Below are 19,780 nucleotides of genomic sequence, written 5' to 3' on the forward strand. Positions count from 1 at the left end.
AAAGTCGGCCGTGAGGGAATCACGTCCCGTGACCGGGCCCCCGTTCGGGGTACCACAGGACTGCGCTGTGGCAATGTACGGGACCCGGTCGCGACATGCTCGTCCCTCGGACACCACCGCAGCCTACGAGCCCGCCGCGCACCCGCGCCTACGCGGTGGGCCCGCGGTCGCCGCGGGTGGCGTACTCGAATTCGGCGCGCGGGTGTTCGATCGACCCCAACGAGACGATCTCGCGCCGGAACATCAGGGACAACGTCCACTCCGCCATGATGCGCATCTTGCGGTTCATCGTGGGCACCCGACTCAGGTGGTACGTACGGTGCATGAACCACGCGGGCAGCCCCTTGGTCTTGATCCCGTACACCTGTGCGACGCCCTTGTGCAGCCCGAGCGAGGCCACCGAACCCGCGTACTTGTGCCGGTATTGCCGTTGCGGCTGCCGGCGCAGCCGCGCGATCACGTTGTCCGCCAGGACGCGGGCCTGGCGCACCGCGTGTTGCGCGCTGGGACCGGTGAACTCCTCGCCCGGCTTGGTCAGATCGGGCACCGCCGCACAATCGCCCGCGGTCCACACCCCCGGGACCCCGTCCACCTCCAGCGTGGCGCGGGCCTTGAGCCGGCCCTTGGCGTCCAGCGGCAGGTCGGTGGCCAGCAACATCGGGCTGGGCTTGACGCCCGCCGTCCACACCAGCGTGCTCGCGTCCACCTCGGTGCCGTCGGAGAGCACCACGTGCCGGTTCGTCGCCGACTCCAGGCGGGTGTTCAGTCGTACGTCGATGCCGCGTCGGCGCAATTCGGCAACCGTGTACCGGCCCATGTCCTCGCCCACTTCGGGCAGGATCCGAGGGGATGCCTCGACCAGGATCCAGCGCATGTCGGCGGGGGTGATGTTGTGGTAGTAGCGGCACGCGTACCGTGCCATGTCCTCCAACTCGGCGAGCGCCTCGACACCCGCGTAGCCACCGCCGACGAAGACGAACGTCAGCGCGTGGTCGCGGATCGAGGGGTCGCGGGTGGAGGACGCGGTGTCCAACTGTTCGAGTACGTGGTTGCGCAGCGCGATGGCCTCCTCGACGGTCTTGAAGCCGATGCCCCACTCGGCCAGGCCGGGGATCGGCAGGGTGCGCGCGATCGAGCCGGGCGCGATCACCAGGAGGTCGTAGGGCGCGTCGTAGGTCTCACCGCCGAGCAGTTCGATCGTCGCGGTCTTCTTCGCGTGGTTCACCCGCTCCACGGTCCCGGTGACGATCCGGCACTTGGGCAGCACCGAGCGCAGCGGGACCACCACGTGCCGCGGCGAGATGGCGCCGGCCGCGGCCTCGGGGAGGAACGGCTGGTAGGTCATGTACGACTGCGGTTCGACGACGGTCACCGTCGCCTCACCCGCCTTGAGTTTCCGTTGCAGGCGAAGGGCCGTGTACAGGCCGACATAGCCGCCGCCGACGATCAGGATGCGCTCGGGCCGAGTCGAGGTCGTCATGCGTCCCACTCTGCCCCTTTCCGGGGGACGCATCCAGGTGTTCGACGGGTTTCCGTGCCCCGCACGGGTGGTGACGAGTCGTCAGCGGTCAGCGATATCTTCACAACCGTGCTGTCGGATTCCGCTTCTGGGGCGGGGTCGATTCGGGTAGTCTCGACGCCCTGGGCAAAGCGGGGTCTGGTGGGGGAATCGACACACTTGCCTTTCGGGGGAGACGCCATGAGCAGCGCTTCGCGTACGCGTACCACCAAGACGCAGGACGCCGGCGGGGACACCGTCGGAGGCCGGCACACGACGACGATTCCACCGGCTCGCAAGCCGCAACGAAGCAGGCCGGCCGAGCCGTCGCCGCAGTTGCGCACCGATGCCCGGCGCAATCTGGAGCAGGTGCTCCGCGCGGCCCGCGAGGTGTTCGGCGAGCTGGGCTACGACGCGCCGATGGAGGAGATAGCCCGGCGCGCCGGGGTGGGGGTGGGCACCATCTACCGCCGCTTCACCGGCAAGGAGGCGCTGGTCCAGCGGATCATGATCGCCGAGACCAACCGGCTGACCGCCGAGGCGGTCAACGCGCTGGACGAGGAGCCGGACGCGTGGTCCGCACTCGCCCGCTACTTACGCCGCGCGGTCGGCTCGGGTGCCGGCCGGTTGTTCCCGGCGCTCAGCGGCCGGGTCCCGGTGACCGAGGAGATGAGCTCCTCGCGTGCCGAACTCAACGACGCGGTAAGCATGTTGGTGGAACGGGCCAAGGCGGGCGGCCTGCTGCGGGCGGACGTCTCGGACGCCGACATCTCGCTGATGATGTCGTGCCTGCTGCCCCCGTCCGGGCTCCCGCACCCGCAGCGGCTGACCATCGCCGGACGATATCTGGAGATCCTGCTCGACGGTCTGCATGCGGGACATTCCTCGCCGCTGCCCGGAAAGCCGTTCACCCAGGACGAGTTGGACACGCTGTTCCTGAGCTGAGACCCGGGTCGCCGGTTCAGCCGCGCACCACCAGTACGGGACACGCGGCGTGGTGCACCACCGCCGTGCTGACCGAGCCGAGCAGCAGCCGGGAGAACCCGCCGGAGCCGCGTGAGCCCACCACGACCAGCTCGTGGCGTTCGGACAGGCCGAGCAATACCTCGGTCGCCGTCCCCGAATAGGCCTGGATCACCGTGTGTCCGCCGAACGGCCGGGCACGTTCGCCGTTGACCTCGGCGACCGTGGCCTCGGTCCGGATCCGCAGCTCGGCGAGCACCCGCTCCAGGTCCTCCTGGTAGTGCGGGCCGGGGGCGAGCACCACGTAGCCGGGGGTCGCGGGCTGCGCGGTGACCACGTAGAGCGGCAGTTCGCGCAACTCGGCCTCGGTCATCGCCCAGTCGAGCGCCCGCCGAGCGGGCTCCGACCCGTCCACGCCGACCACGACGCCCCTCGGCTCAGCGTCGGCCATGGGCCCTCCTCATACCGAATCCGGATGTGGAGGGCCCTTTACCACCCGAATGTCACGCGCTCACTTTTTGGCGGGGATGCCACCCGGACGGCGGGTCGGGGGCACGTGGGCGGGCGCGGCGAAGGCTGATCTGGCGCGGAGAGGTGGCGGGGCGCGGTACGCACAGGTGGCGGGCGCGGTCGGGCGGGTGGCGCGTAGGAGGCGCGGTTCGGGCGGATGGCTCGGCGGCGGACGCCGCCTGGCACTAGGCGAGGGAGAGGAGCTCCTGCGCGCGGTCCGCGAGCGCCCGCAGGCCCTCGCCGGTGAAGCGGCCGGTCGTGTCCTGATCGCCCATCGCGCCGGCGCGGTAACGATCGAGGACGCCGGCCAGGATGCAGGCCAGCCGCCAGCACGCGAACGCCTGGTACCAGCGGATCTGCGACAGATCCCGCCCGGTGGCCGCCGCGTAGCGCGCGGCGAACGCGGCCCGGTCGATGAACCCCTCGCTCGCGGTGCCGTCGGCCGGGAGCAGGCCGCCGTCCTCGTCTGCCTCGACCCAGTACATCAACGTGGTGCCCACGTCGGCGAGCGGATCGCCGAGTGTGCACAACTCCCAGTCCAGCACCGCCCGCACGGTGCCGTCCGGCCCCAGGATGACGTTGTCCAACCGGAAGTCGCCGTGCACGATCGTCGCGCTCTGCTGCGCCGGGATCGACGCCGCGAGCGCGCGATGCACGTCGTCGATCGCGTCGATCCCCGGCACCCGGGTGGCCTCCCACTGCCGATGCCAACGCCGCAGCTGCCGCCCGACGTAGTCCTCGCGCCGCCCCAACTCGCCCAGCCCCACCGCGTCCACGTCCACCGCGTGGATCGCCGCCAACACGTCCGCGAGCTGCTCGCCGGCGTGCTTTCGGGCCTGCGGGGTAAGCAGCTCGGTCGCATCCGCCGCGCTGCGGATCACCTGCCCGTCCACGAAGTCCATCACGAAGAACGGCGCCCCGTTGACCGTCTCGTCCGCACAGAACCCGAGCACCGACGGCACCGGCACCTCGGTCCGCCCGGCCCCGAGCGCGGCCAGGATGCGATGCTCGCGACCCATGTCGTGCGCGGTCGCGAGCACATGCCCCAGCGGCGGCCGACGCAACACCCAGCGCCGCGCGTCGGCGTCCGAGACCACATAGGTCAGGTTCGACCGCCCGCCCAACACGAGTTCGAAGCCCAGCGGCGGTCGCACGGCCGTCCGCTCGGCGAGCCACGCGGTGATCGCCTCGGGGTGCAGGGCCTCGGCCATGGGACTGTCCGTCATCTTCTTCGCAACTCCGGTTCGGATTCGGCTGCCGCTGCCTTTGCGTCGGCCTCGGCCTTTGCATTGGCCTTTGCATCGGCCTCTGCCTCTGCCTCTGCCTCTGCCTCGATCTCGGCATCGGCCTCGGCTGATACGTCAGATGCCGAGGGAACGGCCGATGATCTCCTTCATGATCTCGTTCGTCCCGCCGTAGATCGCCTGGACACGCGTGTCGATGAACGCCTTCGCGACCGGGTATTCGAGCATGTAGCCATAACCGCCGTGCAGTTGCAGGCAGCGGTCGACCACCCGCTTCTGCAGATCCGTGGTCCACCACTTGGCCTTCGACGCGGCGACCGCGTCCAGCTCGCCGGCGACATGCTTCATGATGCAGTCGTCGACATAGGTGCGCGCGATGTCCAACTCGGTGTCCATCTCGGCCAGTTCGAACCGGGTGTTCTGGAACGAGCCGATCGGCCGGCCGAACGCGGTCCGGGTCTTGACGTACTCAAGGGTGTGCGCGAACACCGTCTCCGCGCCCGCGACCGCCGCACTGGCGATCCCCAGGCGCTCCTGCGGCAGGTTGTTCATCAGGTGATAGAACCCGCGGTTCTCCTCGCCGAGCAGATTGCCCACCGGCACCCGCACGTCGGCGAAGAACAGTTCGGCGGTGTCCTGCGCCTTCATCCCGATCTTGTCCAGATTGCGCCCACGCTCGAAGCCCGGCATCCCCCGCTCGACGGCGATCAGGCTGATCCCCTTGCTGCCCTTGGCCGAGGGGTCGGTCTTGGCGACCACGATCACCAGGTCGGCGTGGATCCCGTTGGTGATGAACGTCTTGGCGCCGTTGACCACGTAGTGGTCGCCGTCCCGGATCGCGGTGGTGCGTACCCCCTGCAGGTCGCTGCCCGCACCCGGCTCGGTCATCGCGATGGCGGTGATGATCTCCCCGGAGCAGAACCCGGGCAGCCAACGTTCCTTCTGCTCCTCGGTGCCCAGGTCGTTGAGGTACGGCGCGACCACCTCGTTGTGCAGCCCGAACCCCACCCCCGAGGCGGCCACCCGGATGAGCTCCTCGGAGAGGGTCGCCAGGTACCGAAAATCGGCCACCCCACCACCCCCGAACCGCTCGTCCACGTCGATCCCGAGCAGCCCCTGCTTGCCCGCCTTCAGCCAGACCGCCCGATCGACGATCCCGTCCTTCTCCCACTGATCGTGAAACGGGACCACCTCGCGCTGAAAGAACTCGCGGGCGGACTCCCGAAAGGCAATGTGCTCGGTTTCGAGATGCCGGTCCCTCATCTGAATGCTCCCCCTGCGGTAGCGCGGTGGATCGAGCCGAACAACATTCCTACCGGTCGGTAGGTACGTCCACGCATGCTAGATCCGCACCGAAGCCGGATCAACCCCTCCGACGGGGCGCTGGGTCGGGGTCCCCCGAACGGGCAACGCGCAAAAGACCCGGCCACGGGCCACCAAGCAACCACCCGGAGCGCAGCCGGGCGGGTGGCGGGGACGGGGACGGGGAGGCAACGCAGCCATGCCGCCCGTCTGCTCCGCGATCGGCATCGGCCCATTGCTTCGTGCCGGGTTCCGCGTCCGCTCCGCTCCCGGGTCGCCCGGCCCGGCCCGGCCCACCCAACTCACGCCCCGGCAGCCTCGTCCACCGGCCTGCACATACGCCCCGCGCCCAGGGTTCCGGCCGGCGCCCCGTATCCGAACGCCCGTCCGCCAGGCGCCCGACCCCGCTCGTTCGGAGCGCCCGCCCGAATCGGGCTCGGCCGCCCTTACGACCGACCCGGCCGACGTCACCGGGCGCCGCCCCTCCACCCGAGGAGCACAAAACCCGCACCCGCCGGCCTGTATCCGGCCGGGCACCGGGCATAACCGCAGGTCAAGCCCCACCCCGAGCCTCACGGGCTCCATCCCGAACCGGGTTCGGACCGAGCGCGAAGCGTCCCGGAACGCCCCGCGCAGGGACGGCCCCCTACCCCGGCCACCCGGCCACCCGGCCACCCGGCCACCCGGCCACGGAGCTGACGAACGACCAGGCACGAAGCACCGCCCGAACATCGCGAGCCTTGTCACTGAAGGCCCGCCGCCGAGCTCACGGATCCCCGCATCGGCTCCCGATCAAGCCGGCCGCGATGCGATCCTCGGACGAGAAGGAAGGGCGTGACCAGAGGAGAGCACCACCATGTCGAACACCGCCGACGAGTCCGAGCGCCCCTACCGCTACACCACTCACGCCGGCCAGGAGATCGAACTGCCGCGCACGCTGGGCGAGATCCGCGCGTCGCTACCGGAAGACCAACGCGAGGCGTTCGACGAGGAAATGTACTCCACGCCTTTGATGGGCATCGCCGCCCGCGCGATCTTCGGTTGGGCCACTCCCGAGGAGGACCGGCAGGCAGCCGAGGACGAGTTGGACCGCATCCGCCAGGGCCACCTGAACCTGGTCCGCAGCGCCAACGGCCGGCCAGGACGGCACATCGTGTAATACGGCCGCCCGCCGACATCGACCGGCGCAAGAAGCGGCGCGCGGCTCTGCCCCGCACACTCCGCGGTCACACGCACACCGCTACCGATCCCCCGTTCATCGGTGCCACGCTGAACCACATGACCGACAGCAACAACGACCCAGGCCCGGTATACACCCACGTCAGCATCTCGGGTGGTGTGCGGGTCTTGCCGAACACCCTCGGCGCCATTCGGGCCGCGCTCCCCGAGGACCGGCGCGCGGAGTTCGACGCGGAGATGTACTCCACGCCCTTGGAGCACATCATGCGGCGGGCGATTCTCGGATGGGCCATCCCACCTGAGGAGCAGGAGCAAGCCGAGGCGGCGATGGAGCGGGTTCGGCAGGGCGACCTGTCCGGCGTGCGCGGCGCCGACGGAGAGCCGGGGAGGCCGGTCACATGACCTATCACGTGCAGTTCACCGACTACGCCGAAGAGAACATCGCGAAACTGACCTCGTCTCGCCGCCAGGAGATCAAGGACGCGGCCAAGCGAGCACTCGGTCGTGACCCCTACGGCTGGGGATCCACCCAGATCCGCAACGACCGGGACAGGCGCGAAGTCACCCTGGCGAACGTCTTCCTGTCCTACGACGTCAGCCCGAACGTCGTCGTGGTGAGCGTCGTGAAGATCTCCGCCCCCTTCGACTGAGACACCGAGACCGGGCGAAGACACTTGCGCACGACCGTCAAATCAGGTGGTCGAACTCGCCCGCCTTGGCGCCTGCGATGAAGGCCGCGAGTTCCTCACGGGTGTAGCGCAGCGCGGGACGATCCGGGTTCTTGGAGTCACGCACCGCAACACCGACGGACAGGCTTGCGAGTTCGACGCAAGCACCGTTCTGATTCGAAGCGCTTGCCTTGATCCAGACCGCGTCCGTCAGATCGGCTTCGTACAGCTTGCTCGTGTCCATCACAGACTCTCTGCTCGTTCCCGTAGTACCGCGGCGGTCTCATCCGGCGACAGCGCTGCTGACGCAATCTCGTCGAACAGCCTGTTGTACAGGCGGATTTCGCGTCCCGAGTCACGTGGAATCATACCGCCGACACCTTCCATTCCACTCTCCTCCGCTCCCCGCCGGCCCGAACATCGTCGTGGTGAGCGTCGTAATGATCTCCCCGTCTTTCGACTGAGACCCCGACCGGGCCGATCCACTGCGGCGGCTCCGTGCGGCCGGTGGCGTCCGAGGTACGAACTCGACGGTCATCCAATGCACTTGGGAACGAACCCCCGCTGATCGCGTCACGAACACCGACACCACCGGAAGGTCACGAACGACTACCGTCCGATGCCGGCACACACGTTGTGTGCCCCTTGTACACATCGCCGTCGTACGCTGCCGAGGACACCGATCTCGGGAGTGCACATGCCCATCGAAGACAGCGTCGGCCGACGTATCACCGATGCGCGCAATGCTCGGCATCTCACTCTTCAGGGCCTCGCCGACGCGTCGAAGCTCTCACGGAGCTACGTGGAGAAGATCGAGCGCGGCGATCGGCCCGCGACCGCGACGGCCCTGAGTGCGATCGCGCGTGCGCTCCGCGTCGACGTCACTCGCCTCACCGGTCAGCCGTACGACGAGGACACCGGGCCGGAGGACCGGGCGGTGCACGCGGTCATCCCGGCAATCCGTCGGGTACTGCTGTGCTACCGCACGCCGGAGGCGTCCCTCCTGCCGCCCCGAGAGTTCGAGGAGATGGCTGCTCAAGTCGAGCTCGTCAATCGGCATCGCCGGGCGGCCGATTATGCGACAACGGCCTCGGCGCTGCCCGTGCTGCTGACCGAGCTGACCACATACGCCTTGTCGGCACCCGCCGACTCGCAGGCGGCGCAGGAGGGGTATGCCCTGCTCGCCCAGGTCTACCGGGCAACGAACAGCCTGGCGCACAAGCTGGGTTACTACGATCTGAGCACCTCGGCGTTGGAGCGCGTCGCATGGGCGGCGAACATGTCGGAGGACCCCGTCCTGGTTGCGACATCGCGGTATCTCCTGGCCGGCGCGATGACCCGGGAAGGCGCCTACGGCGCGGCGCGGCAGATTCTGCGGGACGTCGAGCACGATCTCCGCGACGTGAACACGGCCGAGGCGGAGGGCATGCTCGGGGCGGCACTGCTCAAGCGGGCCGTGGCCGCCGCTGCGGCAAAGCTGCCGTCGGAGATGGACGCGTGCCTGGACGAGGCCGCCGAGATCGGTGCCCGCATCGGTCGTGAGGGGATCTACTCGGACACGCCGTTCGGGCCGGCCCAGGTGGAGATCTACCGGGCGTCGACCGCGATCATCACCGACGACTACGACACGGCCGTACGCGACGGCGGCGCACTCGTGATGCCCGCCGACATGCCGGCCGAGCGGTCGTCGCACCACTACATCGACCTGGCACACGCGCGGGTCGTGACGGGTGACCGGCCGGGGGCATGGGCGGCGCTTCGGACAGCCCGGAAACTCGCGCCCCTGCATACACGCAAGCACCCCAGGGTCCGGGACAGCGTGGCGACCCTGCTCCGGTTGGAACGTGCCGACGACCAGACCCGGCTCGGGTTTGGGCGATGGGTGGGCGTGACTCTCTGATCGGACGTGATCACGGGCGGTGCACACAAACTGTGTGCACCGCCCTTTGTCGTGCGCGCCACGCTGAGTACTCCCGGTACTACGAAGACCGCCAAGGGAGATCGCGTGAGCCTGCCCCAGAACCGGCGCACGGCCCTGATCGTCGACTGCGACCCGCACACGGACCACCCCGTCATCCTGCGCCCCTTGGACCCGGAGGCCCCGGTGATAGCCCTGACCCGCGACCAGGCGCAGCACTTGGTGGACGACACCGCGCACGTGCTGGATCTGCTCGACGCCACCGACGCGATCACCGGCGCCGCCGAGAACTAGACCCACGGCAACTGCTCGGCGTCGACACCGCACCTGAGGTCGAGCGGCCACGACCCCGGTCCGGTGGTGTTCACCGCGCCAGTCCCCGGACCGGGCCACCTGCGTGGCGGGGTCGGCAGGGGCCCGACTGGAGGTCTGCCCCGTGCCGTCCCGACGGCGGCACCGACCCCGCCCCGCAGCCACCAACCACCTTTGCCCACATAGCTGTTGGAGCCCACATGACCGAGACCAAGGCGGTCGCCCAGACCGTGACCATGCCCGCTTGGGCCATCCACCTGAACCCGACCGACCACCCTCGACCGTGGCGTCTGGCGGTCTCGTCCTCGTCGTTCACCGACCCGGAGGCACTCCAGCGGGCCGCGTTCCACCTCACCGAAGCCGATGTGGCCATCCTCGCCGCCACGTTGTTGTACCCGCCGCGACCTCAGGACCGGCCGCCGGGTCGGGCGGTGTTGATCCGGGACGGATTCGGGTTGCGGCTACGGCTGTTCGTCGACTCCGTCGACGGCGATCGGCCCGAGCCTCGTGGGCTGATCCACCTCCAGGAACACCACCGTCAAGTACTCGTGGACGACATCGGCCGCCATCGCCCGGATCTGATCCCCACCGGCGCGCCGCCCGAGCCGCGGCTGTGCCTTGACCCGATGCCGGTGACGGGGCTGACCATCGACCAGGTCGCCGAGTTGCACAGCCGCCTCGGTTGGTGGCTCGACAGCGAGGGCGTCCGGGCGGCGGTCTGCGACCGGGCCATCCTCCGGCGCGTGCTCGCACCGGAGGGTGGCCGATGACCGAGTACGAACAGGCCGCCCTCACACGGCTCGCCGCAGCCGCCGCCGAACGCAACCGGCTCGAGGGCCGGCACCCGGATCCCCGGACGACATCGCACCGTGAGTGGTACGCCTACCAACTACGGTGCCGCGCCGCCGGTGCCGCGATCCGCGCGGCGGTCGCCGTCGCCCACCGCGACGGTGTATCCGTCGACACCATCGCCCGCACGGTCGGCTTCTCTCCCGGCTACGTCCGGATGATCCTGCAACGCGACGAAGTCCCCATGCCAAGCCGTCGCCTGGCCCGGCTCACCCCCGCAGGCCACGCGTCCCCGACACACCACGCCGCGAGCGGCGCCACCGAGGTCCCGCCGACCCACACCGGCCCGATCGTGTGGACCACGCACCCCGCCGACCCGACGCGTTGACGGCGCGGGGCCGGGAGGCGGAGCGCAGACCCGAGTCCCGGGTCGCCGCGTTGCGCATGAGAACCCCATTCCGGAACGGCCAAGCAACCAGCCCGACGCGGACAAGCGCGTGGCACGACCCGGCCGCGGGAGGGCCTGTCACTCGTCCGCCCGGTGGCCGTTACCGCCGGGTCGGCTTTGCTGGTTCGGGGGCGGGGGCGGTTGGGCGCTCGGCGTCGGGGTGATGGGCTGGTGTGGCGTGGCCCCGGGTCCGTTCGGCGGGGCCGACTCGTGACGGCTGCCACCGTCTCGTCGTTGCACGTCCCCTCCGGGGCCAGGGTCTTTGCTTGGTGCTCCGCATCCGTTGTTGCCCGTCCACTACGTGGCCGTTGCCGCCCGGGTCGGCTTCCTCCGACTCGCGGTCGGGAGCCGTTGTCCCTTGGGCGTCGTGGGGTTGGGCTGGTGCCGTGGTGGCCCTGGGCCCGTTCGGCGGGGCCGGGTCGTGGGGGTGGCCACCGTCTCGTCGTTGCTCGTCCCCTCCGGGGCCGGGGTCTTTGCTTGGTGCTTCGCATCCGTTGTTGCCCGTCCACTACGTGGCCGTCACTGCCCGGGACGGCATCCCCTGACTCGTGGTCGGGGGCCGTTGTCCGTGGGGCGTCGGGGGGTTCGGCCGCTGCGCAGGCGTTCCGGGGTCGCTGGGGTTGGGTGGCGGGTGTTGCGGTGTGCATGTGGAGCGCCGGCTCGGGGTCTTGGGCCGGGTGTGTGTCCGGTGCTTGAGTTTTCGGCGTGGTGCGCGGCCTTTTCTGCCTTGTCGTGCCTCGGTTTCGGCTCGGGGAGCACGAAACCCGCACTCGCTGGCCCGTGCGGGCCCGGGTGCCGGGTAAAGCCGCAGGTCAGGCTTCGTCTCGAGCCTTGGGAGTCTCGTCGGGATCCGGTTTCGGTCCCGAGGAGAGGGCGGGAGCCGTGCTGGGCTGCGAGACGCGACCTGGCGACCGGTCGCCGGGGGCCGCCGCCGGGACAACGGCTCCCGACCGCGAGTCGGGGGATGCCGACCCGGGTGGTAACGGCCACGTAGTGGACGGGCAACAACGGATGCGAAGCACCAAAAAAAACCCCGGCCCCGGAGGGGACGAGCAACGACGAGACGGTGGCACCCGCCACGAGACGGCCCCGCCGACCAGACCCAGGACCAACCACGCACCAGCCCAACCCCACGACGCCCAAGGGACAACGGCCCCCGACCGCGAGTCAGAGGAAGCCGACCAGGGTGGTAACGGCCACGTAGTGGACGGGCAACAACGGATGCGGAGCACCAAGCAAAAACCCCGGCCCCGGAGGGGACGAGCAACGACGAGACGGTGGCAGCCGCCACGACCCGGCCCCGCCGAACCGACCCAGGGCCACCACGGCACCAGCCCAACCCCACGACGCCCAAGGGACAACGGCCCCCGACCGCGAGTCAGAGGAAGCCGACCCGGGCGGCAACGGCCACGTAGTGGACGGGCAACAACGGATGCGAAGCACCAAGCAAAAACCCCGGCCCCGGAGGGGACGAGCAACGACGAGACGGCGGCCACCCGCCACGACCCGGCCCCGCCGAACCGACCCAGGACCAACCACACACCACCCCAACACCACGACGCCCAACCCGCCAACCGCCCCCCACCGCGAAGCAGCCAAGCCAAGCCAAGCCGACCCCCGCAGCAACCGCCGCGCAACGCGGCCCGGAACGACCGCCGCTGCCCAAACGCCCCGCATCCAGAGCGCCGCGCCCACCCCCACACCAGGCCGCAACGCCCCACGCCGCCAAGGGATTCGGGCCGGCGCTTCCGCCCCCTTCCCTCCCCTCCCTCCCCCCTACGCCACCGCCTCCGCCAAGCGGACTCCCGCTGCCGAGCTCGGTGTTGCGTCCCACCTCATGACTCGGCCCTCCCACACACCCCGCAGCCACAGCTCCGCCGAGACGATGTCGGCCAGGGCGCCCAAGGGGACGTCGGGGCGGGTCTCCGGCTCGTTCTTGGACAGGTTCGCGCCGCCGATCGCGTGGTTCAGGGTGTGGCGCATCTCGTTCGGGTCGAGCACGCCCAGTTCGGCCAGCAGGGGGTCGGCGAACAGGTCGCGGAGTACGCGGGCGTTGATCCGTAGGCCCCGTCGTTCCGCCTCCGTGTAGTCGGCCCGGTGTGCCTCGACCAGCACCTGCCTGGGGATCAGGCCGTGCATCGCGGCGGTGAGCAGCGCCCTCGGGCCGTCGTCGCGGTCTCGGGCCCAGGCCGGCAGCGCCATGCCGGCGCGGACCACGGCGGTGTCCAGATACGGCGCCTGGACCCGTACGCCGGTGCGTTCGGCGAGTTGTTGGTAGGCGCGTTGTCGTTCGGCCGCCCGGCGGACCGCGACCCATGCGGCGCGGTCCCCCGGACGGCCATGGACCGCCGGGTCCGCGGCGACGACGGATCCGGCGGAGATCACCGACTCGCCCGCGAGGCGGCGCAGCGACACGGCGAGCCGACGGCGCATCTCCGGCGTCGTCCACGCCGCCGTCGGCGCCGCCGTGCACCAAGCCATCGCGGCGGCCGGCCCCGCGTCCGCCCGGCCCGAACCGGCGAAGACCTCGGCGAGTTGGTCGAGGGCCTGGGGGAAAGTGGTCCGGGCCACTCGCTTCGCGCTGCCCGCCAGGTCGTAGGCGCTCATCCCGAGGTTACGCGCCCAGGTGCGGGCGTGTCGGGCGATGGTCATCCGGCGGTGGTCCATCGCCAGGTCGGCCAGATAGGCCAGTGGCGTGCCGAGCACCGCGTCACCGCCGTACCCGGTCACGTGCATGTCGATGCCCGCGTCCCGAATGGCCGCCAGGGTCTTCGTGATTCGGGCCATCCCGATCAGCGAGAAGCCCGGCTCGTCGGGCATCACCGAGCCGTCCAGGACCTCTTCGAGGCCGGTGTACGGGAGGTGTTCGACGCCGCCGGGGATCACCAGGTGCCGCAGCCGGGCCGAGCCGGCCACGATATCGGCCGCGGAGCGCGGGTCATCGGGGGCGCAGGGCTCGGCCCAGGTGACCGCGATCAGGTCGCGGGACTTGCCCTGGGACACCGAACGCGCGCCGAGCAGCGCGAGCACCGCCGAGTCCCGCCCACCGGACAGATCCGCGCCGGGCCGATCGGATCCGGCCACCCGCCGACCGACCGCGTCGGTCAGCGCCCGGCCCAACGCGTCGGCCGCGCCGGGGAAGTCCAGGGGTGAGCGGTGTTGTTCGTAGAGCCGGACCCGAGCCACGCCGTGCGTCAACTCCAGCGCGTGGCCCGGTTCGAGCCGCTTCACGCCGGTGAACATCGAGCGCCCGGATACCAGTTCGGGTACGTCGGGGCAGGCGAGGCGAGCCGCGAGCGCCTCCGTGTCCAACCCGGCCCGGGTCAGATCGGCGAGCGGCAGTGCGTGCGAGGCGTAGACCACGCCGTCCTCCGGCGCGGCGTGGAACACCTGCCGGACACCCGCGAGATCGCCGAGGACCACCGTGCGCCGCCCGTTGCGCAGCACCACGTGGTAGCTGCCGGCCCACCCGCTCAGGTGCCGCAGCGCACCGCCGCGGGCCACCGCGAGCCCGACCTCCAGCTCCGCGTCGGTGGCGCCGCAGATGCCGAGGACCGCCATCCGCAGCCCACCCCGGCTGACCACACGAACCTCGTCGGCGGGCCAATTGCCCACCAGCCACAGCGGATCGGAGCCGTCCCACAGCGTCCTGGCCCCGGTCGGCCGGGCCACGCTCCGGCTCTCGGACGTCCCTGCGAACCAGCGCATCTCGACCCCCTTCGGGTTACGGCTCCGCACAAACCACCATGGATGCCGGCCGTACCTGCTCCGACGCTTCCATGGAAACAAGGTTAGGCAAGCCTGAGTAGAGCGCATTCGACGGCGCACGGGAACACATGCCCGGCGCATGGTGCCTTTTGACCGTGCCTGCGTACTGACGTGCCGTCAAGTACGTTCTGTCAATGATTGCGGGCGCCCCTTGGCGCCGACTTGGCCAACCGTTGCCCCGGTATCGGCGCCGGCTGCGCGGGGTCCGGAATCGGGTCGGGCAACAGTGCCGATTGGCGAATATCTCTCTTACCCGGGATGGCCGGTCCGGTTACGCTGAGGCGGACGGAGGGTTGCCTTTGGGGGCAAACTATGCGCGGCAGTCCCAAGCAGGATCAGTCGGGGCGTTCGAGCCCCGACCACGGGGATCGCGAGGTCCCCGATCCGGGGGTGGTGAACGGAGGCGTCGGGGCCGGGACCGACGACTCCTTCGGCGATTCCCCGGCGAGCCCGGCGAACGCCCGGCATCAACGCCCCGGACCGCAACTCGTCCCGCACCCCGGTTCGCACGGAACGCACCCCGACCCGCACCCCGGTTCGCACGGAACACACCCCGACCCGCGCCTCGGACCGCAACTCGTGCCGCACCCCGGTTCGCACCCCGGTGCACACTCCGGTCCGCCGGAACCGCACCCCCCACTCGTCGACCCCGCCGACCCCCGCCCCCGCCTCACGCGCGAGCGCGGGCGCAACGGCCGGCTCGGCGAACTGCTCGGCGTCGCCGGGGTCAGCAACGCCGGCCTCGCCCGTCGGGTCAACGATCTGGGCGCCCGGCGCGGTCTGTCCCTCCGCTACGACAAGACCTCCGTGGCCCGCTGGGTCGGCAAGGGGATGACGCCACAGGGCCCCGTGCCGCACCTGATCGCGGCGGTGCTCGCGGAGCGGCTCGGCCGTCCGGTGCCGCTGGAGGAGATCGGCCTGGACGACAGTCGGCCGGTGGATCCCGATCTCGGTCTGGCCTTCCCACGCGATGTCGGGGAGGCAGTTCGCACCGCCACCGACCTGTGGAGGCACGACCACGTGAATCGACGCGAGTTGCTCGCCGGGACGTTCGCCGTCACCGCGTACGGCACCCCGATGGCCCGTTGGTTGATCACCCCGGCGGACGCCCGCGCCGAGCATCGTGGGGCCGGACCACACGTCGGACACAGCGACGTGACCAAACTGCGCGAGGCGGCCGAGGAAGCGCGCCGCTGGGACAGCAAATACGGCGGCGGCGACTGGCGGGCCTCGATGGTGCCCGAGTGTCTGCGCTGCGACGCGACCCCGCTGCTTCGCGGCAGCTACCACGACGACGTGGGCCGCCGGTTGTTCGGCGCCACCGCCGAACTCTCCCGGCTGGCCGGGTGGATGGCCTTCGACACCGGGCAGCACGAGGTGGCGCAGCGCTACTACATCCAGGCCCTGCGGCTGGCCCGCGCGGCGGCGGACGTACCGCTGGGCGGCTACGTACTCGCGTCGATGAGCCTCCAGGCCACCTATCGCGGCAACCCGGACATCGCGGTCGACCTGGCCCAGGCCGCGATCGAGCGCAACAAGGGCATCGCCACCGCGCGGGTGACCGGCTTCCTGCACCTGGTCGAGGCCCGCGCGCAGGCCCGGGCGGGCGACGCGGCGGGCTGCGGGCGGGCGCTGAACGCGGCCGAGGCGCACCTGGAGCGGGCCCGCCCGGGCGACGCCGACCCCGAGTGGATCGACTTCTTCACGTGGGACCGGCTGTGCGCGGACGGCGCCGAGTGCTACCGCGATCTGGGCGTCCCGGAGCGCACCCGGCACTTCACCGTGCAGGCGCTCGCCGGCCTCCGTGGCGAGGCGTACCAGCGCTCACACGGTCTGCGGCTGGCCGTCGGCGCGCAGGCCGAGCTGCGCGCGGGCGAGATCGAGGCGGCCTGCGCGGGCGGCCGACAGGCCCTGGAGATCGCCGACCGGGTGCACTCGTCGCGCAACGCGGCCTACCTGAACGACCTGCTGGTCGGCCTCAAGCCCTACGCCGACGTCCGCGCGGTCAAGGACTTCACCGAACGCGCCCGGCTGGTCGGCGGAATCACCGTCTGAGAACGACACCGGAAAACCGCCCAACCGCCCAACCGCCCAACCGGCGAACCGCGCCGAAAAATGCCGTAGGCCCGACATCCATCCGGATGTCGGGCCTACGGTCCAAGTAGCGGGGACAGGATTTGAACCTGCGACCTCTGGGTTATGAGCCCAGCGAGCTACCGAGCTGCTCCACCCCGCGTCGGTAAACCCAACTGTACGCCATCGCGGCGGCGCCCACGACCAATTCCGTCGGGTCTTCGCCGGCCGGCCCGGAGCGGAGATCAACTCCCCTGCCGGAAAAGGCCGTTCCGACCCGTTGCGGCTAGCGGCGGGCACGATATCGTTCCGGGCCGTAGAGCAGGCCCTCGCCCACCGGGGCGGGCCCAGGTGCGTCGGCGACGGCCGTGGCAGCGGCAGAGCGGGATGTGTCCGAGATGACCGAGCGATCCGGCTGCCCGTACGCGGCCCTGTCCGGCCCACGCTTCGAGGCCGACCCGGCCGGGCTGTACCGGGAACTGCGCGAACTGCACGGTCCGATCGCCCCCGTCGTACTGGAGGGCGGGGTACGGGCCTGGCTGGTGCTCGGCTACGCCGAAGTGTTGGCCGTGCTGCGCGATCCGGACCTGTTCTCGCACGACTCGCGGTTGTGGCTGGACCGGATCAAGGGCCTGGTCCCGGCCGACTGGCCGCTCGCGCCGATGGTCGAATATCGCCCGTCGCTGCTGTGCACCGACGGATCCGAGCACCAACGGCACAGCACGGCCGTCGCGCAGAGCCTGGCCCGGTTCGATCGGCGGGTGCTGCGCGGCGAGATCGAGCACATGGCCGACTCGCTGATCGACACGTTCGTCACCCGGGGCGAGGCCGACCTGCTCACCGAGTACGCGCAGCGGCTCCCGCTGCTCGCGATGGGCCGGATCGTCGGCCTGCCCGCCCCCGAGGGACCGCACCTGGTCCGGACCATCAACGGGCTGTTCGACGGCGGCCCGGACGCACTCGCGCATCAGGTGGTCTTCCAGCGGATGATCACCGACCTGGTCGCGGCCAAGCGGAGCACGCCCGGCGCGGACCTCGCCTCCTGGCTGCTCGCACACCCCGTCGGGCTGACCGAGACCGAGGTGATCGAGGACCTGCTCGTGATCACCCCGACCGAGCCGCTCACCAACTGGATCGGCAACGCGCTGCGCATCCTGCTGACCGACCACGCCCTGCACGCCTCCCTGACCGGCGGCCGGCACACCACCGACGAGGCGCTGGACGAGGTGTTGTGGCAGGACCCGCCGATGCAGAACGTGGCCGGCCGCTGGGCCACCGAGGACACCGTGCTCGGCGGCACCGTGATCCGCGCCGGCGATTTCCTGGTCCTGGGCATCGCCGCCGCCAACGCCGACCCCTCGGTCCGTACCCCCGGCACCGAACTGACCGGCAATCGGGCGCACTTGGCCTGGGGCAACGGGTCGCACACGTGTCCTGCGCAGAGCCCCGCCCGGCTGATCGCGCAGACCGCCGTGAACACGCTGCTCGACCGGCTGCCCGACCTGCGCCTGGCCGTCCCCTCGGCCGCGCTCACCTGGCAGTCCACGCCCTGGATCCGCGGCCTCACCGCACTGCCGGTCGAGTTCACCCCGGATCGACCGGTATACGGCGGCAGCCCCTGGCCGGACCCCGCCGCGCCGCCGGAGCCGACCCCGCCGCCCGCGGCCGAACCCGCCGCACCGACGCCCGAGCCGCAGCCGCAGCCGCAGCCGGACGCGCAACGAGAGCCGGAGCCCACCCCCGCCGACCCGCCGACCGGTCCGGGTCCGTGGTGGTCCCCCGCCAGGTGGCTGCGCGGCCGGTGACCGGGACTCCCGAAATCCGTCCCGACACCGCTCCGCCGACCGCCGGACAGGGCCTAGGGTCGAAGTCCGGAGGTGGTGGGCTCATGACGTTGACCTACGACGTGGTGGTGATCGGCGGCGGCATCGTCGGTCTGGCCACCGCGTACGCGATCACCGAACGCGACCCCCGGTGCACCGTCGCCGTGGTCGAGAAGGAGACCTCGTGGGCGGTCCACCAGACCGGCCGCAACTCGGGGGTGATCCACTCCGGCCTCTACTACCGCCCGGGCAGCCTCAAGGCCCGATTCGCGGTCGAGGGCGCCCGCCGGATGGTCGACTTCTGCGCCCGGCACGACCTCCCGCACCAGGTCACGGGCAAGCTTGTGGTGGCCACCAGTGTGCATGAACTCCCGCGCCTGCACGCCCTGTTCGAGCGCGGCACGGCAAACGGCGTACCGGTCACCGAACTGACCACCGAGCAGGTGCGCGAGCGCGAGCCGCACGTACTCTCGGTCGGCGGGCTGCATGTGGCCTCCACCGGCGTCGTCGACTACGCCGACGTCTGCCGAGCCCTGGTCGCGCTGCTGTACGAGCGCGGCGTCTCGCTGCGCACCGGCGCGGGTGTGGTCGACCTGCGAGTGCACCCCGGCGAGGTGGTCGTGCAGACCCGGCTCGGCGAGCTGCGCGGGCGCGTCCTGGTCAACTGCGCGGGCCTGTACAGCGACCGGATCGCCGCCCTCGCGGGCGATCCGCCGCCGGTGCGGATCGTGCCGTTCCGCGGCGAGTACCACGAACTGGTGCCCTCCCGGCGCGGGTTGGTCAACGGCCTGGTCTACCCGGTGCCCGATCCGGCCTTCCCGTTCCTGGGCGTACATCTGACCCGAGGCATCCACGGCGATGTGCACGTCGGCCCGAACGCGGTCCTGGCGCTGCGCCGCGAGGGCTACTCGTGGGCCCGGATCGCGCCCGGCGAGCTGGCCGGGACGCTGGCCTATCGGGGCATGTGGCACGTCGCCCGACGGCACTGGCGCTACGGCGCAGGCGAGTTGTTGCGCTCGGTGGCCAAGCCCGCGATGCTCCGCGAGGTGCAGCGGCTCCTGCCCGAGGTGACCTCGGCCGACCTGGTCCGGGCCCCGGCCGGGGTACGCGCACAGGCGGTCCGCCCCGACGGCGAACTCGTCGACGACTTCCTGATCACCGGCGGCCCGCGGACGATCCACGTGCTCAACGCGCCGTCCCCGGCCGCCACCGCGGCGTTCCCGATCGGCGAGGAGATCGCCCGTCGGGTCGCCGAACGACTGGGGTCCCTCGCCGCGCGCTGAGC

General features: G+C 71.0%; 17 protein-coding genes and 1 tRNA gene. 11 read left to right on the forward strand and 7 right to left on the reverse strand.

What is annotated here, in order from left to right; all coding sequences use genetic code 11:
• Positions 1-148: 148 nt before the first annotated feature.
• On the reverse strand, positions 149-1,480 hold the full coding sequence (locus ABIA38_RS19895) for an NAD(P)/FAD-dependent oxidoreductase (RefSeq protein ID WP_424640031.1): 1,332 nt from the start codon (positions 1,478-1,480) through the stop codon (positions 149-151).
• Positions 1,481-1,699: 219 nt separating this feature from the next.
• Between ABIA38_RS19895 and ABIA38_RS19900 the strand changes: the two genes are divergently transcribed.
• Entirely contained in the window at positions 1,700-2,443 is a 744-nt protein-coding gene (locus ABIA38_RS19900) for a TetR/AcrR family transcriptional regulator (RefSeq protein WP_424640032.1), read from the forward strand.
• Positions 2,444-2,459: 16 nt separating this feature from the next.
• On the opposite strand, the gene ABIA38_RS19905 is transcribed toward ABIA38_RS19900, so the two are convergent.
• The 3 genes from ABIA38_RS19905 to ABIA38_RS19915 all read right to left on the reverse strand — a co-directional run bounded on the left by ABIA38_RS19905 (position 2,460) and on the right by ABIA38_RS19915 (position 5,478).
• Positions 2,460-2,912, reverse strand: coding sequence for a universal stress protein (locus ABIA38_RS19905; RefSeq protein WP_424640033.1), 453 nt, complete (start codon positions 2,910-2,912; stop codon positions 2,460-2,462).
• A gap of 244 nt (positions 2,913-3,156) precedes the next feature.
• On the reverse strand, positions 3,157-4,197 hold the full coding sequence (locus ABIA38_RS19910) for a phosphotransferase family protein (RefSeq protein WP_424640034.1): 1,041 nt from the start codon (positions 4,195-4,197) through the stop codon (positions 3,157-3,159).
• Between the two features lie 135 nt (positions 4,198-4,332).
• Entirely contained in the window at positions 4,333-5,478 is a 1,146-nt protein-coding gene (locus ABIA38_RS19915; RefSeq protein ID WP_424640035.1) for an acyl-CoA dehydrogenase family protein, read from the reverse strand.
• A gap of 895 nt (positions 5,479-6,373) precedes the next feature.
• On the opposite strand from ABIA38_RS19915, the gene ABIA38_RS19920 reads away from it, so the two are divergent.
• From ABIA38_RS19920 to ABIA38_RS19930, 3 genes are all read left to right on the forward strand, one after another.
• Positions 6,374-6,676 carry a hypothetical protein gene (locus ABIA38_RS19920; protein WP_424640036.1) on the forward strand — a complete coding sequence of 101 codons (303 nt, stop codon included), beginning with the start codon at positions 6,374-6,376 and terminating at the stop codon, positions 6,674-6,676.
• Between the two features lie 119 nt (positions 6,677-6,795).
• The gene (locus ABIA38_RS19925; protein ID WP_424640037.1) at positions 6,796-7,098 is read left to right on the forward strand and encodes a hypothetical protein; all 303 of its coding nucleotides are present in this window, start codon (positions 6,796-6,798) and stop codon (positions 7,096-7,098) included.
• The gene (locus ABIA38_RS19930; RefSeq protein ID WP_424640038.1) at positions 7,095-7,346 is read left to right on the forward strand and encodes a hypothetical protein; all 252 of its coding nucleotides are present in this window, start codon (positions 7,095-7,097) and stop codon (positions 7,344-7,346) included. Before ABIA38_RS19925 ends, ABIA38_RS19930 begins: the two co-directional genes overlap by 4 nt.
• A 37-nt stretch (positions 7,347-7,383) precedes the next feature.
• On the opposite strand, the gene ABIA38_RS19935 is transcribed toward ABIA38_RS19930, so the two are convergent.
• On the reverse strand, positions 7,384-7,608 hold the full coding sequence (locus ABIA38_RS19935; RefSeq protein ID WP_424640039.1) for a DUF397 domain-containing protein: 225 nt from the start codon (positions 7,606-7,608) through the stop codon (positions 7,384-7,386).
• 453 nt (positions 7,609-8,061) lie between these two features.
• Here ABIA38_RS19935 and ABIA38_RS19940 point away from each other — a divergent pair, with 453 nt between their 5' ends.
• From ABIA38_RS19940 to ABIA38_RS19955, 4 genes are all read left to right on the forward strand, one after another.
• The gene (locus tag ABIA38_RS19940; RefSeq protein WP_424640040.1) at positions 8,062-9,264 is read left to right on the forward strand and encodes a helix-turn-helix domain-containing protein; all 1,203 of its coding nucleotides are present in this window, start codon (positions 8,062-8,064) and stop codon (positions 9,262-9,264) included.
• A 105-nt stretch (positions 9,265-9,369) separates the two neighbouring features.
• A complete protein-coding gene (locus tag ABIA38_RS19945; protein WP_424640041.1) occupies positions 9,370-9,576 on the forward strand; it encodes a hypothetical protein in 207 nt (68 codons plus the stop codon).
• Between the two features lie 218 nt (positions 9,577-9,794).
• Positions 9,795-10,364, forward strand: a complete 570-nt coding sequence (locus tag ABIA38_RS19950; protein WP_424640042.1) for a hypothetical protein — start codon at positions 9,795-9,797, stop codon at positions 10,362-10,364.
• Positions 10,361-10,771, forward strand: coding sequence for a hypothetical protein (locus ABIA38_RS19955; RefSeq protein ID WP_424640043.1), 411 nt, complete (start codon positions 10,361-10,363; stop codon positions 10,769-10,771). Before ABIA38_RS19950 ends, ABIA38_RS19955 begins: the two co-directional genes overlap by 4 nt.
• Before the next feature lie 1,836 nt (positions 10,772-12,607).
• On the opposite strand, the gene ABIA38_RS19960 is transcribed toward ABIA38_RS19955, so the two are convergent.
• The gene (locus tag ABIA38_RS19960) at positions 12,608-14,539 is read right to left on the reverse strand and encodes an albusnodin/ikarugamycin family macrolactam cyclase (protein ID WP_424640044.1); all 1,932 of its coding nucleotides are present in this window, start codon (positions 14,537-14,539) and stop codon (positions 12,608-12,610) included.
• A 768-nt stretch (positions 14,540-15,307) separates the two neighbouring features.
• Between ABIA38_RS19960 and ABIA38_RS19965 the strand changes: the two genes are divergently transcribed.
• On the forward strand, positions 15,308-16,654 hold the full coding sequence (locus tag ABIA38_RS19965; RefSeq protein ID WP_424640070.1) for an MFS transporter: 1,347 nt from the start codon (positions 15,308-15,310) through the stop codon (positions 16,652-16,654).
• A 107-nt stretch (positions 16,655-16,761) separates the two neighbouring features.
• On the opposite strand, the gene ABIA38_RS19970 is transcribed toward ABIA38_RS19965, so the two are convergent.
• Positions 16,762-16,835 (reverse strand) — tRNA-Met (locus tag ABIA38_RS19970).
• Positions 16,836-17,070: 235 nt separating this feature from the next.
• On the opposite strand from ABIA38_RS19970, the gene ABIA38_RS19975 reads away from it, so the two are divergent.
• Positions 17,071-18,477: a cytochrome P450 gene (locus ABIA38_RS19975; protein ID WP_424640045.1), complete on the forward strand. Its 1,407-nt coding sequence runs from the start codon at positions 17,071-17,073 to the stop codon at positions 18,475-18,477.
• An 83-nt stretch (positions 18,478-18,560) separates the two neighbouring features.
• Positions 18,561-19,778 (forward strand): L-2-hydroxyglutarate oxidase, encoded by a 1,218-nt coding sequence (lhgO, locus tag ABIA38_RS19980; RefSeq protein WP_424640046.1) that lies wholly within the window; start codon positions 18,561-18,563, stop codon positions 19,776-19,778.
• Positions 19,779-19,780 lie beyond the last annotated feature (2 nt).

The organism is Embleya sp. AB8, from assembly GCF_049739465.1.
Taxonomy (GTDB): domain Bacteria; phylum Actinomycetota; class Actinomycetes; order Streptomycetales; family Streptomycetaceae; genus Embleya.

Excerpts from the sequence above, each read along its gene's own strand:
- ABIA38_RS19935 (WP_424640039.1), bottom strand. The coding sequence starts at position 7,608 with ATGGACACGAGCAAGCTGTACGAAGCCGATCTGACGGACGCGGTCTGG.
- ABIA38_RS19895 (WP_424640031.1), bottom strand. The coding sequence starts at position 1,480 with ATGACGACCTCGACTCGGCCCGAGCGCATCCTGATCGTCGGCGGCGGC.
- ABIA38_RS19955 (WP_424640043.1), top strand. The coding sequence starts at position 10,361 with ATGACCGAGTACGAACAGGCCGCCCTCACACGGCTCGCCGCAGCCGCC.
- ABIA38_RS19915 (WP_424640035.1), bottom strand. The coding sequence starts at position 5,478 with ATGAGGGACCGGCATCTCGAAACCGAGCACATTGCCTTTCGGGAGTCC.
- ABIA38_RS19975 (WP_424640045.1), top strand. The coding sequence starts at position 17,071 with ATGACCGAGCGATCCGGCTGCCCGTACGCGGCCCTGTCCGGCCCACGC.
- ABIA38_RS19905 (WP_424640033.1), bottom strand. The coding sequence starts at position 2,912 with ATGGCCGACGCTGAGCCGAGGGGCGTCGTGGTCGGCGTGGACGGGTCG.
- ABIA38_RS19940 (WP_424640040.1), top strand. The coding sequence starts at position 8,062 with ATGCCCATCGAAGACAGCGTCGGCCGACGTATCACCGATGCGCGCAAT.
- lhgO (WP_424640046.1), top strand. The coding sequence starts at position 18,561 with ATGACGTTGACCTACGACGTGGTGGTGATCGGCGGCGGCATCGTCGGT.
- ABIA38_RS19910 (WP_424640034.1), bottom strand. The coding sequence starts at position 4,197 with ATGACGGACAGTCCCATGGCCGAGGCCCTGCACCCCGAGGCGATCACC.
- ABIA38_RS19900 (WP_424640032.1), top strand. The coding sequence starts at position 1,700 with ATGAGCAGCGCTTCGCGTACGCGTACCACCAAGACGCAGGACGCCGGC.
- ABIA38_RS19960 (WP_424640044.1), bottom strand. The coding sequence starts at position 14,539 with ATGCGCTGGTTCGCAGGGACGTCCGAGAGCCGGAGCGTGGCCCGGCCG.
- ABIA38_RS19930 (WP_424640038.1), top strand. The coding sequence starts at position 7,095 with ATGACCTATCACGTGCAGTTCACCGACTACGCCGAAGAGAACATCGCG.
- ABIA38_RS19920 (WP_424640036.1), top strand. The coding sequence starts at position 6,374 with ATGTCGAACACCGCCGACGAGTCCGAGCGCCCCTACCGCTACACCACT.
- ABIA38_RS19925 (WP_424640037.1), top strand. The coding sequence starts at position 6,796 with ATGACCGACAGCAACAACGACCCAGGCCCGGTATACACCCACGTCAGC.
- ABIA38_RS19950 (WP_424640042.1), top strand. The coding sequence starts at position 9,795 with ATGACCGAGACCAAGGCGGTCGCCCAGACCGTGACCATGCCCGCTTGG.